Below are 15,889 nucleotides of genomic sequence, written 5' to 3'. Positions count from 1 at the left end.
TTTCTGCAAGAAACAAAAACCACTGGTTTGCTAACGCCTGCTTAAAATACTGCGAACGAAAAAATTAATTTATAGCGCGCGGATCACTAGGCTTGTCACAAGTAAGAACAATCCTCCAAGCCCGATCGAAAGGCCGACTAAATGACGTCCGCGAATGTTGACTAACAATGTAACGACAAAACAGCCGATGAAAACCCAATGCCATGGCAACGAGTATTCGAGTGGTGTTTTCGTTATCATCATGTTGACAGCGACGATTATAGCAATGATCACAATGATAACAGCAGCTATTCGCCAAATAATTTTACTTTTCATTATCCTGCTCCATCCTTGCAAACACGACTTCATACATATCATTTCCGTAATTGAGCGACCGTTTGACTCTTGAGATCGTTGCCGTGCTAGCACCTGTCTCCGTTTCGATCACACTATAGGTCTTGCCTTCATGCAGCATTTTCGCAACTTGAAAACGCTGTGCCATAGATTGGATCTCATTTACCGTACAAACATCATCAAAAAATGCATAACATTCTTCTAAATTATTTAAAGACAAGATACCTTCAAAAAAGTGGTCTAACCCTTGTCCACGTAACTTTTCTATTTGCATAGTGATACCTCCGCGATTTACTCTTATACTTTTATATTTTAATGTATCAACGCATGGAACACAAGCGTTTTCACTTCGGTGACTGTCCCTATCTAGTTTAACACACAAAAAAGACATTTTGATACACTCAAAATGTCTTCCCCTTTTATTCTTCTCTTGTGCCGATATCCATTCGATAAAAGAAATTCGGATCATCTAGTTTTTCCATTTCTTTATATAACTTCGCTCTGGCTGCATTCATCGACTCCGCTTCAGTTTGAAGCAATAGCACGCGGCCGCCGTTTGATACAATGGCCCCATCTTTTTCTACTTTTGTTCCAGCATGAAAAACATGCACTTCGTCCGTTAAGTCCGCCAATCGCTTCAGCGGTTTTCCGGTCTCATAATCACCTGGGTATCCACTGCTGGCCAAAACCACTCCAAGCGTGGTACCTTCTGTTTTGAAACGAACATCTGGTACTTTTCCATCCAGTAGATCCGCTACCAAGTTAGCAAAGTCACTTTCCAATCGTGGCAGCACGACTTGTGTTTCCGGATCACCAAAGCGAGCGTTGAACTCAATCACTTTCGGACCTTCTTCTGTAGCGATCAATCCTGCATATAAGATACCCTTGAAAGGACGTCCTTCCTGTACTAAGCCAAGTGCTGTTTTTTCTAAAACTGTTCGCACTGCCGTATCCACCAAACTGCTATCGATATGTCTGACTGGGGAATATGCGCCCATTCCGCCCGTATTCGGACCTTTGTCGCCTTCGTAAGCGCGTTTATGATCTTGTGCGATCTCCATAGGATAAACTGCTTCCCCATTTACAAATGCCATCAATGAAAATTCTTCGCCGCTCAAAAATTCTTCGATGACTACTTTATGTTCCCCAACCTTGCTGAATTTATCTTCAAGTAGCATATCTTTGAGTGCGATTGTAGCGATTTCCATCGTTTCTGCCACCACAACGCCTTTGCCGGCTGCTAGACCGTCCGCCTTGATAACGATCGGCGCGCCTTGCTTATCTAGATAAGCCTTTGCGGTCTCATAGTCGGTAAAGGTTTGGAATTCTGCTGTTGGGATCGCATATTTTTTCATAAATTGTTTAGCGAAATCTTTGCTCCCCTCGATCAAAGCTGCCTTCTGTGAGGGACCAAGTGTAGGGACTCCGGCTTCTTCTAGCACATCTGCAAGTCCTGCTAGAAGTGGTACTTCTGGGCCAACGATCGCATAATCGACATGCTTTTCTCGTGCAAGGTCTGCTAAGTTTTGATGTTCTTGTTCGCTAATAGCGATCGTTGTGATTTTTGTTCCCGTTATCCCACCGTTACCAGGAGCAACGATAACTTCTTCTACGCGTTCTGATTTGGCAAGCTGAAGGGCGATAGCGTGTTCTCTCCCACCACTTCCAACTACTAAAAACTTCATTTTTTCCACGTCCTTTTAGCTTCTTAATGTTTAAAATGACGTACATGCGTTACGACCATTGCCACTCCGTATTGGTCGGCCATTTCAATCGATTCTTTATCTTTAATGGAACCACCGGGCTGAATGATAGCTTTGATCCCTGCTTTGGCAGCTGCTTCTACTGTGTCATTCATTGGGAAAAAGGCGTCCGAAGCAAGTACCGCTCCATGACTTTTTTCACCAGCTTGTTCTAAGGCGATCACCGCAGAGCCAATCCGATTCATCTGGCCGGCACCGATCCCAAGCGTCTGCTTGTCATTTCCAACTACGATCGCATTGGATTTGACATGTTTCACGATCTTCCACTGCGTGAGAAGCGCTTTCCATTCTTCTTCCGTTGGTTGTTCTTTTGTTACCACTTCATACGTAGCAATGTCCTCCACCTGCGTGTCGCCGTCTTGTACCAACAATCCACCGATGACGGAAGTCTTTTCTAAATTCGGTTTGGTCTTTGTAAACGGAAGTACTAATAAGCGGATATTTTTCTTTTTCGTCAAAATATCGAGTGCTTCGGCGCTAAAATTAGGTGCTAAGACGATTTCGAGGAAAATCTCGCTCAAATGTTCGGCTGTTTGCTGATCTACTTCGCGGTTTAACGCAATGATCCCGCCAAAGATAGACGTGCGATCCGCCTCATAAGCACGCAAGAAGGCTGTTTCGATCGTATCACCAACACCTACACCGCAAGGATTCATATGTTTGACTGCTACTGCGACTGGCTCTTCAAATTCTGCTGCGATCTTGAGTGCTGCATCGGCATCTTTGATATTATTATAGGAAAGTTCTTTTCCGTGCAGTTGTTCTGCTGTGCTGATCGCATCATATTTAGCAATCGGTTCTGCATAAAATGCCGCCTTTTGATGCGGATTTTCGCCATAGCGAAGCGGTTGTTTCAAATCATACGTCAATGTTATTTTTTCTGGGAACGTTTCTCCCGCTTGCTCGGTCAAGTATTCAGCAATAAGAGCATCGTAAGCGGCCGTATGGCGAAATACTTTCGCCGCTAACCGTTCTCTTGTCGCAAAGGTTGTCGCCCCATGCGTCCGAAGTTCCTCTAAAACGGCTGCATAGTCATTGTTGTCGACAACTACTGTCACCGCTGCATAATTTTTAGAAGCCGAGCGCAACATCGAGGGGCCTCCGATGTCGATGTTTTCAATTGCTTCTTCTAGCGTAACATCTTTTCTGGTAATCGTCTCCTGAAATGGATATAGATTAACACAAACAACATCGATCGTTTCGATATGATGGGCATGAAGTGCTTCCATGTGAGATTCGTGATCGCGTCTGGCAAGGAGTGCGCCGTGAATCGCTGGATGAAGCGTCTTCACTCGTCCGTCCAACATCTCTGGAAAATCGGTCACTTCTTCTACACCGATAACCGGGACGCCGGCTTCTTCCAATGCGGTCTTAGTTCCGCCAGTGGAAATGATCTCATAATCCAGCGCAACTAATTCCTTCGCAAACTCGGTCACGCCTGTTTTATCTGAAACACTTATCAATGCTCTTTTCATTTTTCAAAACCCTCTCCTTGTTTTAAGATCAATTGTTTCACAACGTTCGGATAAAAATGATGTTCGATTTGATGGATCTTTGCCGTAAGTTCTTCTAAGCCGTCTTCTTTCTCGATAAGGACCCGCGCCTGGTCAATGACTGGTCCAGTATCCATTCCTTCATCGACAAAATGTGCTGTCACCCCAGTTTCCCTCTCCCCAGCATCAAGTGCTTGCTGAATCGCATCTTTGCCTGGAAATTTCGGCAAGAGCGAGGGATGCAGATTAATGATCCGGTTTGGAAATTTTGTAAGTAGCGTTGGCCCGATCAATCGCATATAACCCGCCAATACAACAAAATCAACAGCATATTTTTCCAGCTCATGTAAAATCGCGTTTTCATAGGCCGCTTTGTTCGCAAATGCTTTTGCTGAAAAAGTGAATACTGGAATTGCATGTTGCTCCGCACGCTTGATCACATAGGCTTCTGGACGATCGCAAACTACCAACTCAATATGTGGTCGGATCGTTGCTTCATCGATCAGCGCTTGAAAGTTGCTGCCATTTCCAGAAGCGAAAACTGCAAGCTTCATTTGGCACCGCCTTGATCGAAAACGACCACTGCATCTGTCCGCTTCGTAGTCTGACCGATGATATAACCTGTTTCATTTTGTTCTTCCAATATGCGTAACACTTCCGCAACATCGCTTTCTGAAACGGCAAGTACCATTCCGATCCCCATATTGAAAATCTCGTACATCTCCGCTTCTTCCAGCTGTCCTTCTGCTCTCAAGACATCAAAGATCGGTAATACCGGCCAGCTGCCAAGTTTAATTACAGCAGCTAGCTCATCGGACAAGATCCGCGGGATATTTTCGACAAAGCCGCCACCAGTGATATGGGAAATGCTGTGAACATCGATTTGCTTCAATACTTCTAATACTGGTTTAACATAAATGCGAGTCGGCTCGAGCAACGTTTCGCCTAATGGTTTGGCTAATTCCGAAAAGGTTTGTGTTAGGGGATACTGCTTTTCTTTAAAGAAGATCTTGCGGACCAAGGAATAACCATTGCTGTGGATACCGCTTGAAGCTAAGCCGATCAGCACATCGTTTTCTTTCACTTTCCCGCTTTCGATCAGTTTATCCTTTTCTACGGCACCAACCGTAAAGCCAGCAAGGTCGTAATCATCTTCCGCGTACATATCCGGCATTTCGGCTGTTTCTCCACCAATCAGAGCTGCGCCAGCTTCTTTACAACCTTTTGCCACGCCAGCAACGATCCTCTCCATTTTTTCGGGAATCGTTTTGCCAGTAGCGATATAATCAAGGAAATACAGAGGTTCGGCACCTTGCGCTAAAATATCATTCACACACATTGCAACGCAGTCGATCCCAATGGTATCATGCTTATCTGCTTCAATCGCGATCCGCAGCTTCGTTCCGACCCCGTCCGTACCGGAAACAAGGACCGGTTTTTCCAATTGTAACGTGCTCAAATCAAACATTCCACCAAAAGCTCCAAGTGTGCCCATTGTACCAAGGCGTTCCGTACTTGCGACATGTTTTTGGATACGGCTCACCACTTCATAGCCAGCCTCCACATCCACGCCAGCTTTACTATACGCATTCTCTGCCATTTGTCCCGCTCCTTTTACCCGTTATTCTTTTCCGATTCGATACTTGCAAGATATTCTTGTTCATAGTCATACAGCGCAGTTGGATAATCACCATTGAAATACGCCATACAAAGACCGCCATAAGGTTCGTTTGGATAAGGTTTGCCAATAGATTCCACCAGACCGTCTTCGCTTAAATATTCTAGGGAATCTGCCCCGATAAGCTCGCAAATCTCCGCTTTAGTATGATTTGCTGCGATCAACTCATGCCGCGTTTGAATATCAATCCCATAAAAGCATGGAAAAGCAAGTGGCGGTGAAGCGATCCGTACATGTACTTCTGCTGCTCCTGCTTCTCTAAGCAGCTGCACGATGCGTTTGCTAGTCGTGCCGCGGACGATCGAATCATCGATCATCACGACCCGTTTACCTTCCACGACACCGCGAACAGCTGATAATTTCATCCGTACGCCTTGTTCCCGTAATTCTTGTGAAGGTTGGATAAAGGTCCGGGCGACATACCGGTTTTTTATCAATCCTAATTCATAAGGCAGTCCCGCAGTTTCTGCATAGCCGATCGCCGCGGAAATACTGGAATCCGGTACACCGGTCACGACATCTGCATCAATAAATGCTTCTTCCGCCAATCTTTTGCCAGAACGTTTCCGAGCTGAATGGACATTGATCCCAGCAATATTGGAATCTGGTCTAGCAAAATAAATATATTCCATACTGCAGATCGAGTGTTTGACATCCTCTGTGTAACGCTCAATCTGTAGGCCATCTTCATTAATAATAACTAATTCTCCTGGTTCGACATCTCTGACAAATTCTGCGCCGACCGTTTCAAAAGCACAGGTTTCGGAAGCAACGACATAGGAATCCCCGATCCGGCCGATCGAAAGTGGACGAAAACCATTTGGATCAAGCGCTGCGATCAATGTATTTTCCGTCAATAGCATATAAGCGAAGCCGCCCTTCACTTGATTAAGTGCTACTTTCAGATCTTCAATAAAATCGCCTGTGCGACTTCGTTTGATCAAATGGGCAAGCACTTCGGTATCAGAACTGGTTTGAAAGATCGCCCCCTCTTGTTCTAACTGTTTGCGAAGCGATTTCGCATTTACCAAGTTACCATTGTGTGCCAGTGCAAATGAGTTTTCCTGAAAATGATAGAGAAATGGCTGTACATTGCTGAGGCTTTTCCCACCAGCAGTCGCATAACGAACATGACCGATCGCGCCTTTTCCTTTCAAACGATCTAATTCCCCGTGTTTGAAAACATCTGCAAGAAGTCCTAGGTTTCGGTGTCCTTGCAATACATTGCCATCAGTGGAAACGATGCCCGCCCCTTCTTGACCGCGATGTTGAAGGCTGTGTAAGCCAAAGTAAGTGATCTCTGCAGCTGCTTGATGATCCCAAATGCCAAAAATCCCGCATTCTTCATTCAAACTTTTTACTTCAGTAAGCATGGAATAGCCCCTTCCCAGAGTGCTTGTAATTCTTCTACTGCCAATTCGATCTTATTTTGCGGATTAGCCACTTTGATTATCGCTGCTTCTGTGACAACTCCGATTTTTTTAAATTTTGCCGCTTTGATCAATTGTTCAAATGCTGCTTCTTTTTCTGGTGCGACTGTTACTAAAAAGCGTGATTGTGATTCACTGAAAAGCCATGCTAGATCAAAATCTACATGAACATCAGCACCCAATCCATTAACAAATGCTGCTTCTGTAAGTGCCACAGCTAAACCGCCTTCTGCCAAGTCATGCGCTGATTTTATGAGGCCTGCTTGAATCGCTTCCAACACAGCAGTTTGATGTTTTGCTTCCGTATCTAGATCCAATGCCGGTGCTTTACCGCTGATTTTACCGGTAAATAGTTTTTGTAATTCGGAGCCGCTAAACTCTGCTTTCGTATCACCAATTAGATAAATCGAATCTCCTGCTGTTTTGAAAGCTTGTGTCGTCACATGTTTTAAATCTTCGACCAATCCGACCATCCCAATGACTGGTGTCGGGTAGATCCCCGTGCCGTCCGTTTCATTATAAAGCGATACATTTCCAGAAATAACAGGCGTATCTAGCTTCAAACATGCGGCGCTGATACCATCTGCTGCTTGTTCGATCTCCCAAAAGATCTCTGGCTTTTCCGGATTACCGAAATTCAATCCATCTGTGATCGCAAGTGGTTTCCCGCCGGAAGCAACAATATTACGAGCTGCTTCTGCAACTGCGATCGCACCGCCAGTTTTCGGATCTAAATAAAGATAGCGAGAATTACAATCGGTCGTCATCGCGATACCTTTGTTTGTACCGCGTACACGAATAACCGCTGCATCAGAGCCGGGTGTTACTACTGTATCCGTACGCACTTGATAATCATATTGTTCATAGATCGCCTTTTTGCTGGCGATCGTTGGTTGTGTCAATAATTGTTTCCATGTTTCCATAAGTGAAGTGATCTCCGGGAGGTAGGCTGTTTCTTTCTGAAAGGCTTGAAAACGTGCGGGTTCTGTAGAAGGTTTATGGTAAACAGGCGCATCTTCTGCCAAACTATCGACAGGAACGCTTGCTACTACTTTGCCATGTTGCTTGATCGTGTATAATTTATCTGCAGTAACGTGACCGATCACAACCGCTTCGAGACCATAATGTTGGAACAAATCATAGATTTCTTGTTCATGTCCTTTTTTCACACATAGTAGCATTCGTTCTTGCGACTCGGAAAGAAGCATTTCATAAGCGCTCATTCCGGATTCTCGAACTGGCACATCATCCATGACAAGTTCCAAACCAGAACCAGCTTTGGATGCCATTTCCGAACTCGAACTCACCAGTCCCGCTGCTCCCATATCTTGAATGCCCACTAAAATATCCGCATGATTATGGATCACATCTAGACAAGCTTCTAATAACAGCTTCTCCATGAAAGGGTCGCCAACTTGCACTGCCGAGCGCTGCTGTTCACCTTCCTCGCTAAATTCTGCAGAGGCGAAAGTTGCGCCATGGATACCATCGCGTCCAGTTTTTGCGCCAACGTAAATGATTGGATTCCCGACGCCGACTGCTTGCCCTTTTTGGATATCTTTCTTTTCGATCAGCCCCACACACATGGCATTGACCAATGGATTTTTTGCATAGCAAGGATCGAACTGGACTTCGCCGCCAACAGTGGGGATCCCGATCGAGTTCCCGTAACCAGCGATCCCGGCAACGACTTCATTCAACAAGTATTTCGTATAGGCATTGTCTACTTCGCCAAACCGCAGCGAGTTGAGCATCGCGATTGGTCTCGCACCCATGGAGAAAACATCGCGGATGATCCCGCCAACGCCTGTTGCAGCGCCTTGATATGGTTCTACATAAGAAGGATGGTTATGACTTTCTACTTTAAAAGCAACTCCCAAACCATCACCGATATCCACGATCCCTGCACCTTCACCAGGCCCTTGTAAAACTTGCTTGCCCGTGGTCGGGAATTTGCGCAATACTGGTTTGGAATTTTTATAGCTGCAGTGTTCTGACCACATGACGGAAAAAAGTCCCGTTTCCGTGTAGTTGGGTTTCCGTTTGATAATGGAGCAGATCAACTGATACTCTTCCGTTGTCAATCCCATTTCCTGATATAATTGTTTCGCTTCGATTTGTTCCGCAGTGGGCTCTACATTAAGCATGAATCATATCCTCCTTCCAAGCTTTCACGATCGATTGGAATAATTTGAGTCCATCTTCGCCGCCAACGATACTTTCGACCGCACGCTCTGGATGCGGCATCATTCCAAGAACATTGCCACGTTCATTTATGATCCCTGCAATATTATGCTTGCTGCCATTCGGATTTTCGTTGGCATAGCGAAACACAATTTGATTCTGCTTCACTAATTTTTCTAGCGTTTCATCATCGCAGTAATAATTTCCCTCGCCATGTGCGATGGGAATTTTAATGAGCGCTTTTTCCGTGTATTGATTTGTAAACATCGTTTGCTTGTTTGTTACTTCAAGATCGATCGTTTTGCAAACAAAGTGTAAATTGCGATTACGGATCAATGCGCCGGGAAGAAGCCCTGTTTCCGTTAAAATCTGAAAACCATTGCAAACACCAAGTACAGGTTTCCCCTCAGCAGCAAAGCGCATTACTTCCGGCATGATCGCCGCAAACTTAGCAATCGCACCTGTACGGAGATAGTCTCCATAAGAAAAGCCCCCAGGAAGCAGACAAGCGTCAAATCCTTCCAGTGAGTCTTCTCCATGCCAGACATATTCTGCTTCTTCACCTAACGCATCTTGAATCGCATGAAGCATATCAAGGTCGCAATTGGAACCGGGAAACTGGATAACAGCGAATCTCATTACGCTTCCTCCTCAATCTCATAACGATAATCTTCCATCACAGGATTAGTAAGTAATTTATCACACATTTCATTCAATACATCATGAATGTCACGTTCTGATTTTTCCACCGTCAGCTCCATGAATTTCCCAATACGAACGCTGTCGATCTCGGGATACCCCATTCCTACTGCTGCATCTTTAACTGCCACACCTTGAGGATCTAACACACTTTTTTTCAATGTTACGTAAACTTTTACTTTATACACGGAACAAGTCCCTCCCAAAATTAATGATTCACGTTTTGTAATCGCGTCAACACTTCTTCATAAACAGTTGTTAAATTCCCAATATTCTGGCGAAAAACATCCTTATCCAGCTTTTGATTCGTTTCCAGATCCCATAAACGACAGGTATCGGGGGAAATCTCATCCGCCAGCAAAACAGTGCCTGCGGTATCTATGCCAAATTCTAACTTGAAATCGATCAATTCGATTCCCATTTTTAAAAACAACTTTTTTAATGCTTGGTTGACAGTAAGTGCTTGCTCCTTGATCGTCTCGACTTGTGCTGTTGTCGCAATTTTCAAATATCGGATGTGGTCTTGATTGATAAATGGATCATCTAATTCATCATCTTTATAGTAAAATTCAATGATTGCCGGATCGATCGTCTCTCCGTCTGCTCTTCCTAAACGTTTAGAAAGACTACCCGCCGTTTTATTACGAACCACGACTTCCAATGGAATGACCGTTACTGCCTTCACTAATTGTTCGATCTCCGAGATTGCTTTTATGAAATGACTCGGGATTCCTTCTTTGCGGAGATAATCAAACAACAAGCTCGTGATCTGATTATTGAGCCGCCCTTTTCCTGAAAAAACTTCTTTGCGCTTGCCATTGAGTGCTGTAGCATCATCTTTATAAACAACGCGCAGGATAGTGGGGTCATCTGTTTGGAACAATCGTTTTGCCTTTCCTTCATACAACAAAGTTTCTTTCACTTGAAAAACTCCTTTGACTTATGATTAAAATGCAAAATTCCAGCCCAGCATATGCAACTAGGCTGGAATTTATATTTATAGTCCTAAACGTTCAAATATAAGGTCCACATTCTTAAGATGATAATTATAATCGAAGCAGTCTGCTATTTCTTCTGGGGATAAAAGAGCCGTGATCTTCGGTTCGCCTTCTACTAACTGCCGGAAAGGCTGTTTTGTTTCCCATGCCTCCATCGCTTTTGGTTGCACCACATCATATGCTGCTTCTCTTGCCATTCCCTTGTCGATCAGCGCTAATAATACACGCTGCGAATAGATAAGACCTAATGTCCGATCCATGTTGTTTTTCATATTATCAGGAAAGACCGTTAGATTTTTAACGATATTACCAAACCGATTTAAAATATAATCTAATAAAATCGTTGAATCTGGTAAAATAATACGTTCTGCAGAACTATGTGAAATATCGCGTTCATGCCAAAGCGGTACATTCTCATAAGCTGTCATCATATGACCGCGGATCACCCGTGCCAATCCAGTTACGTTTTCCGAACCGATCGGATTACGTTTATGTGGCATTGCGGATGAGCCTTTTTGTCCTTTTGCAAAAAATTCTTCTACCTCGCGTACTTCACTTTTTTGCAAGGCACGAACTTCCACGGCAAATTTTTCTACCGATGTCGCGATCAAAGCGAGCGTAGCTACATAAGCTGCATGACGATCTCTTTGCAATGTTTGTGTAGAGATCGGTGCCGGCGTAGTTCCTAATTTTTCACATACATATGCTTCCACAAACGGATCAATATTCGCATACGTACCTACAGCGCCGGATATCTTACCAAATTCGACGCCTGCAGCTGCTTCTTCAAAACGCGCGAGGTTCCGTTTCATCTCCTCATACCACAATGCTAACTTCAAACCAAATGTGGTCGGTTCCGCATGGACACCATGCGTCCGTCCCATTGTAACGGTATATTTATGTTCTTTTGCTTTCTCACCTAGGATCGTTACAAATCGTTTTAGATCCTCACGCAAAATCACGTTTGCTTGTTTTAATAGGTAAGAATTGGCAGTATCGACAACATCGGTAGACGTTAACCCATAATGCACCCACTTACGTTCTTCACCAAGTGATTCTGACACAGCACGCGTGAAAGCAACGACATCATGTCTCGTTTCTGCTTCGATCTCTTTGATGCGATCGACATCGAATTTCGCATTTTCACGAATCTTACGCACATCTTCTTTCGGGATGTCCCCAAGTTCTGCCCACGCCTCGCATGCTAAGATCTCTACTTCCAGCCAAGCATTAAAGCGATTTTCTTCTGTCCAGATCTTGCCCATTTCTTCTCTTGTATAACGATCAATCATTCTTTTTCGTTCCTCCAATTATTTCCAAATTTGCAATTCTTCCAGATCCTGAAGCGTCTCATCCGGTTTATCTGTCAAAATCGTGATATGCCCCATTTTACGATTCTCGCGCGCTTCTTTTTTCCCATAATAATGTACATACCAGCGAGGGTAATTAGGGATTTCTTCTTCTAGCGGAGCGACATGCTGACCGAGGATATTGACCATAACTGCTGGTTTTAATAGCTCGGGTTTCAATAGTGGTAAACCGACAATCGCACGGATGTGTTGCGTAAACTGTGAGATCGTACAAGCTTCAATCGTATAGTGCCCAGAATTATGAGGTCTCGGTGCTAATTCATTGACATAGATCGCACCAGATTTCGTTACAAACATTTCGACAGCCAATACCCCTTGCAAATTTAGAACCTCGGCCAATTTATGCGCGATCCCCTCTGCCTCTTCATGCGTCTCCTGATTGATAAACGCAGGCACCCGAGAAGTATGCAAGATATTTCGTTTATGTACATTCTCGCTTGCAGGGAAAGTTTCAATTTGACCACGTGCATTTCGCGCAACCACGACAGAAATCTCTTTTTCAAATGGTATCCACGCTTCTAAAACGCAAGAACCGTATTTCAAAAGCTTTTCTGCTTCTTCGATATCATTTGCATCAGAAAGCACGACTTGGCCTTTACCATCATATCCGCCTTGAGCTGTTTTTAAAACTGCCGGATAACCGATACTATTGATTTCCGCTTCGATCTCATCTCTGCTGACAATTACAGCATATGGTGCAATATTAATGTTTGCTGATTCCAAATAGGCTTTTTCTAAGATTCGATCTTGGGTGATCGATAATAGATCTGTCCCTTGCGGAAGCCGTACGCTTCCTTCTATTTCTTTCAATGCTTCATAATCAACATTTTCAAATTCATATGTGACAACATCAGAAAGCTCTGCAAGCTTCTGAAGAGCTGCTTTATCATCATAACGCGCGATCAAGTGCTGATCGCTCACTTGTCCAGCAGGGCAATCTTCTGCCGGATCCAGCACAGCGATCCGATATCCCATTGCTTTGGCTGCAAGTGCCATCATTCTGCCTAGTTGTCCACCTCCGACGATACCAATCGTCTGATTAGGACGCAAATAATTACTACTCAAGAAAATCACTACTTTCTAGTACATTTTCTTCTAGTTTATCACGTCTTTTTTGTAAACTGTTAGCAATAGCCTCTTCATGGATCGACAATATTTGTACCGCAAGTAAACCGGCATTGGTTGCTCCACTGCTTCCGATCGCCACGGTGGCTACAGGAACCCCGGCAGGCATCTGCGCAATAGATAATAAGGAGTCAATGCCATTCAAAGCTTTCGACTGAACTGGCACTCCAATTACCGGCAACGTTGTTTTTGCTGCGACCATGCCCGGCAGATGTGCTGCTCCTCCTGCCCCGGCAATAATGATTTGAATCCCACGATCTCTCGCACTTTCTGCATAACGAAACATTAAATCTGGTGTTCGATGAGCGGAAACTACTTTTTTCTCATACGAAACGCCAAATTCATCTAGTACTTCACATGTTTTTTTCATCGTTTCCCAATCAGAAGCACTACCCATTATGACCCCTACTACTGCAGACATCGCTGATTCAGCTCCTTTTAAATAGTTATTTCCTTGACTATTTCATTCTAACAATCAGTGTTACGCTTGTCAATTAAAAATCGAACTATTTTTATACTTATATAATTAATGTTCGTGTTTTACCTTCACAAAAAAATATATCAGGAAATTCCCTGATATATTCTCTCTTATTTATGTTTACGCATTTGTTTGACCCAGAACCCACCATATATCTGCTTCGGCTCTGTAGAAACAATAAACGCTTTTTCATCTAAGGAAATGATCTCTTTATACAGCTTTCGTTCGTTTTTTCGCTGCGTCAGGATTTCCAACACCATCCGCTCACCATCACGCCCACTGGCAAACCAACTCGTCACGCCATAGCCTAAATCACGAATATGATTCGGAAGATCAAGATTATACCCATCTGTAATTACTTTCACTGTAATATATCCCAGTGCTAAACGCTCCTCGATTTTCATACCGATAACGATCCCTACACCAAATCCAAGTGAATAGGCAATGACGTTCCAGATGTTATTCAGATTATTGAGTACTAAACTGAGCGCTAGTACATATACCATCATTTCTACTACACTAGATAAAGCCGCAAAATATCGATAACCTTTCATTGTCAGTAATAAGCGTATTGTTGAAATTGTTACATATAAAATATTAATAACAAAAATAGTTATCAATACAATAATTGCATTGTCCATCGTATCCCCCCACTAAAGCATCCTCTTTATTTATTCTACTCTTTGTTTTCACTAATTTCAAAAAGTAAAACATCAACATATTAGTAGATAAAATAAAAAAGCCTAGAAATATCTAGACTTTTCAAGGAGCCCGGCAGCGACCTACTCTCACAGGGGGAAACCCCCTACTACCATTGGCGCAGAGAAGCTTAACTACCGTGTTCGGGATGGGAACGGGTGTGACCTTCTCGCCATAACTACCAGACAATATAAGAGAAAAACATTCTCTCAAAACTAGAGAAGAAAGGTTGTAAAGTTTTCACCGATAATCATTTTTATTGGTTAAGTCCTCGATCGATTAGTATTTGTCCGCTCCATATGTTGCCATACTTCCACTCCAAACCTATCTACCTGATCATCTTTCAGGGATCTTACTTTCCGAAGAAATGGGAAATCTCATCTTGAGGGGGGCTTCACGCTTAGATGCTTTCAGCGTTTATCCCTGCCGCACATAGCTACCCAGCGATGCTCCTGGCGGAACAACTGGTACACCAGCGGTGCGTCCATCCCGGTCCTCTCGTACTAAGGACAGCTCCTCTCAAATTTCCTGCGCCCGCGACGGATAGGGACCGAACTGTCTCACGACGTTCTGAACCCAGCTCGCGTGCCGCTTTAATGGGCGAACAGCCCAACCCTTGGGACCGACTACAGCCCCAGGATGCGACGAGCCGACATCGAGGTGCCAAACCTCCCCGTCGATGTGGACTCTTGGGGGAGATAAGCCTGTTATCCCCGGGGTAGCTTTTATCCGTTGAGCGATGGCCCTTCCATGCGGAACCACCGGATCACTAAGCCCGACTTTCGTCCCTGCTCGACTTGTCAGTCTCGCAGTCAAGCTCCCTTGTGCCTTTACACTCTGCGAATGATTTCCATCCATTCTGAGGGAACCTTTGGGCGCCTCCGTTACTCTTTAGGAGGCGACCGCCCCAGTCAAACTGCCCACCTGACACTGTCTCCCCACGCGCTAAGCGTGGCGGGTTAGAATGGTCATACAGCCAGGGTAGTATCCCACCATTGCCTCCTTGCACGCTGGCGCGCGCAGCTCTTAGGCTCCTACCTATCCTGTACAAGCGGTACAAACATTCCATATCAGGTTGCAGTAAAGCTCCACGGGGTCTTTCCGTCCTGTCGCGGGTAACCTGCATCTTCACAGGTACTATAATTTCACCGAGTCTCTCGTTGAGACAGTGCCCAGATCGTTGCGCCTTTCGTGCGGGTCGGAACTTACCCGACAAGGAATTTCGCTACCTTAGGACCGTTATAGTTACGGCCGCCGTTTACTGGGGCTTCAATTCGCACCTTCGCTTGCGCTAAGCGCTCCTCTTAACCTTCCAGCACCGGGCAGGCGTCAGCCCCTATACGTCACCTTACGGTTTTGCAGAGACCTGTGTTTTTGCTAAACAGTCGCCTGGGCCTATTCACTGCGGCTCTCTCGGGCTTTCACCCTAATAGAGCACCCCTTCTCCCGAAGTTACGGGGTCATTTTGCCGAGTTCCTTAACGAGAGTTCTCTCGCTCACCTTAGGATTCTCTCCTCATCTACCTGTGTCGGTTTGCGGTACGGGCAGTACAGTTCTAACTAGAGGCTTTTCTTGACAGCGTGAAATCAGGAACTTCCGTACTTAATTTCCTTCCCCATCACAGCTCATGCTTCGCGAG

At 44.6% G+C, this 15,889-nt stretch carries 15 protein-coding genes and 2 rRNA genes (1 of these 17 running past the window's edge); all 17 read right to left on the bottom strand.

Translation table 11 applies throughout. The annotated features are described in order from the left end of the window. Positions 1-69 precede the first annotated feature (69 nt). On the bottom strand, positions 70-315 hold the full coding sequence (locus EL241_RS05280; RefSeq protein WP_003756332.1) for a hypothetical protein: 246 nt from the start codon (positions 313-315) through the stop codon (positions 70-72). Beyond that, entirely contained in the window at positions 305-607 is a 303-nt protein-coding gene (locus EL241_RS05275; protein ID WP_036107437.1) for a YerC/YecD family TrpR-related protein, read from the bottom strand. The genes EL241_RS05280 and EL241_RS05275 overlap by 11 nt, the downstream gene beginning before the upstream one ends. A 145-nt stretch (positions 608-752) precedes the next feature. Continuing rightward, positions 753-2,018, bottom strand: coding sequence for a phosphoribosylamine--glycine ligase (gene purD, locus EL241_RS05270; RefSeq protein WP_036107439.1), 1,266 nt, complete (start codon positions 2,016-2,018; stop codon positions 753-755). Positions 2,019-2,041: 23 nt separating this feature from the next. Then, entirely contained in the window at positions 2,042-3,571 is a 1,530-nt protein-coding gene (purH, locus tag EL241_RS05265; protein ID WP_036107440.1) for a bifunctional phosphoribosylaminoimidazolecarboxamide formyltransferase/IMP cyclohydrolase, read from the bottom strand. Then, positions 3,568-4,143, bottom strand: a complete 576-nt coding sequence (gene purN / locus EL241_RS05260) for a phosphoribosylglycinamide formyltransferase (protein ID WP_036107442.1) — start codon at positions 4,141-4,143, stop codon at positions 3,568-3,570. Before purN ends, purH begins: the two co-directional genes overlap by 4 nt. Next, positions 4,140-5,189 (bottom strand): phosphoribosylformylglycinamidine cyclo-ligase, encoded by a 1,050-nt coding sequence (gene purM / locus EL241_RS05255; protein WP_036107444.1) that lies wholly within the window; start codon positions 5,187-5,189, stop codon positions 4,140-4,142. Before purM ends, purN begins: the two co-directional genes overlap by 4 nt. A 14-nt stretch (positions 5,190-5,203) precedes the next feature. Next, a complete protein-coding gene (purF, locus tag EL241_RS05250; RefSeq protein WP_036107446.1) occupies positions 5,204-6,640 on the bottom strand; it encodes an amidophosphoribosyltransferase in 1,437 nt (478 codons plus the stop codon). Continuing rightward, a complete protein-coding gene (gene purL / locus EL241_RS05245; RefSeq protein WP_036107447.1) occupies positions 6,625-8,844 on the bottom strand; it encodes a phosphoribosylformylglycinamidine synthase subunit PurL in 2,220 nt (739 codons plus the stop codon). Before purL ends, purF begins: the two co-directional genes overlap by 16 nt. Further along, a complete protein-coding gene (gene purQ, locus EL241_RS05240; protein ID WP_036107449.1) occupies positions 8,837-9,520 on the bottom strand; it encodes a phosphoribosylformylglycinamidine synthase subunit PurQ in 684 nt (227 codons plus the stop codon). The genes purL and purQ overlap by 8 nt, the downstream gene beginning before the upstream one ends. Beyond that, entirely contained in the window at positions 9,520-9,768 is a 249-nt protein-coding gene (purS, locus tag EL241_RS05235; RefSeq protein WP_036107450.1) for a phosphoribosylformylglycinamidine synthase subunit PurS, read from the bottom strand. Before purS ends, purQ begins: the two co-directional genes overlap by 1 nt. 20 nt (positions 9,769-9,788) lie before the next feature. Continuing rightward, positions 9,789-10,502, bottom strand: a complete 714-nt coding sequence (gene purC, locus EL241_RS05230) for a phosphoribosylaminoimidazolesuccinocarboxamide synthase (RefSeq protein ID WP_036107451.1) — start codon at positions 10,500-10,502, stop codon at positions 9,789-9,791. Between the two features lie 75 nt (positions 10,503-10,577). Beyond that, the gene (gene purB / locus EL241_RS05225; RefSeq protein WP_036107452.1) at positions 10,578-11,870 is read right to left on the bottom strand and encodes an adenylosuccinate lyase; all 1,293 of its coding nucleotides are present in this window, start codon (positions 11,868-11,870) and stop codon (positions 10,578-10,580) included. Positions 11,871-11,888: 18 nt separating this feature from the next. Continuing rightward, the gene (gene purK, locus EL241_RS05220) at positions 11,889-13,013 is read right to left on the bottom strand and encodes a 5-(carboxyamino)imidazole ribonucleotide synthase (RefSeq protein ID WP_036107453.1); all 1,125 of its coding nucleotides are present in this window, start codon (positions 13,011-13,013) and stop codon (positions 11,889-11,891) included. After that, positions 13,006-13,494 (bottom strand): 5-(carboxyamino)imidazole ribonucleotide mutase, encoded by a 489-nt coding sequence (gene purE / locus EL241_RS05215; protein ID WP_003756359.1) that lies wholly within the window; start codon positions 13,492-13,494, stop codon positions 13,006-13,008. Before purE ends, purK begins: the two co-directional genes overlap by 8 nt. Positions 13,495-13,661: 167 nt before the next feature. After that, positions 13,662-14,192 carry a DUF2179 domain-containing protein gene (locus tag EL241_RS05210; RefSeq protein ID WP_003756360.1) on the bottom strand — a complete coding sequence of 177 codons (531 nt, stop codon included), beginning with the start codon at positions 14,190-14,192 and terminating at the stop codon, positions 13,662-13,664. A 128-nt stretch (positions 14,193-14,320) separates the two neighbouring features. Continuing rightward, positions 14,321-14,436: ribosomal RNA gene (gene rrf, locus EL241_RS05205) — 5S ribosomal RNA — on the bottom strand. Positions 14,437-14,509: 73 nt separating this feature from the next. Beyond that, positions 14,510-15,889 (bottom strand): 23S ribosomal RNA (locus EL241_RS05200) (it continues 1,553 nt past the right edge of the window).

It is taken from the genome of Listeria grayi (genome assembly GCF_900638015.1).
GTDB classification, from domain to species: domain Bacteria; phylum Bacillota; class Bacilli; order Lactobacillales; family Listeriaceae; genus Listeria; species Listeria grayi.
This window is presented reverse-complemented; position numbering and strand designations above follow the sequence as displayed.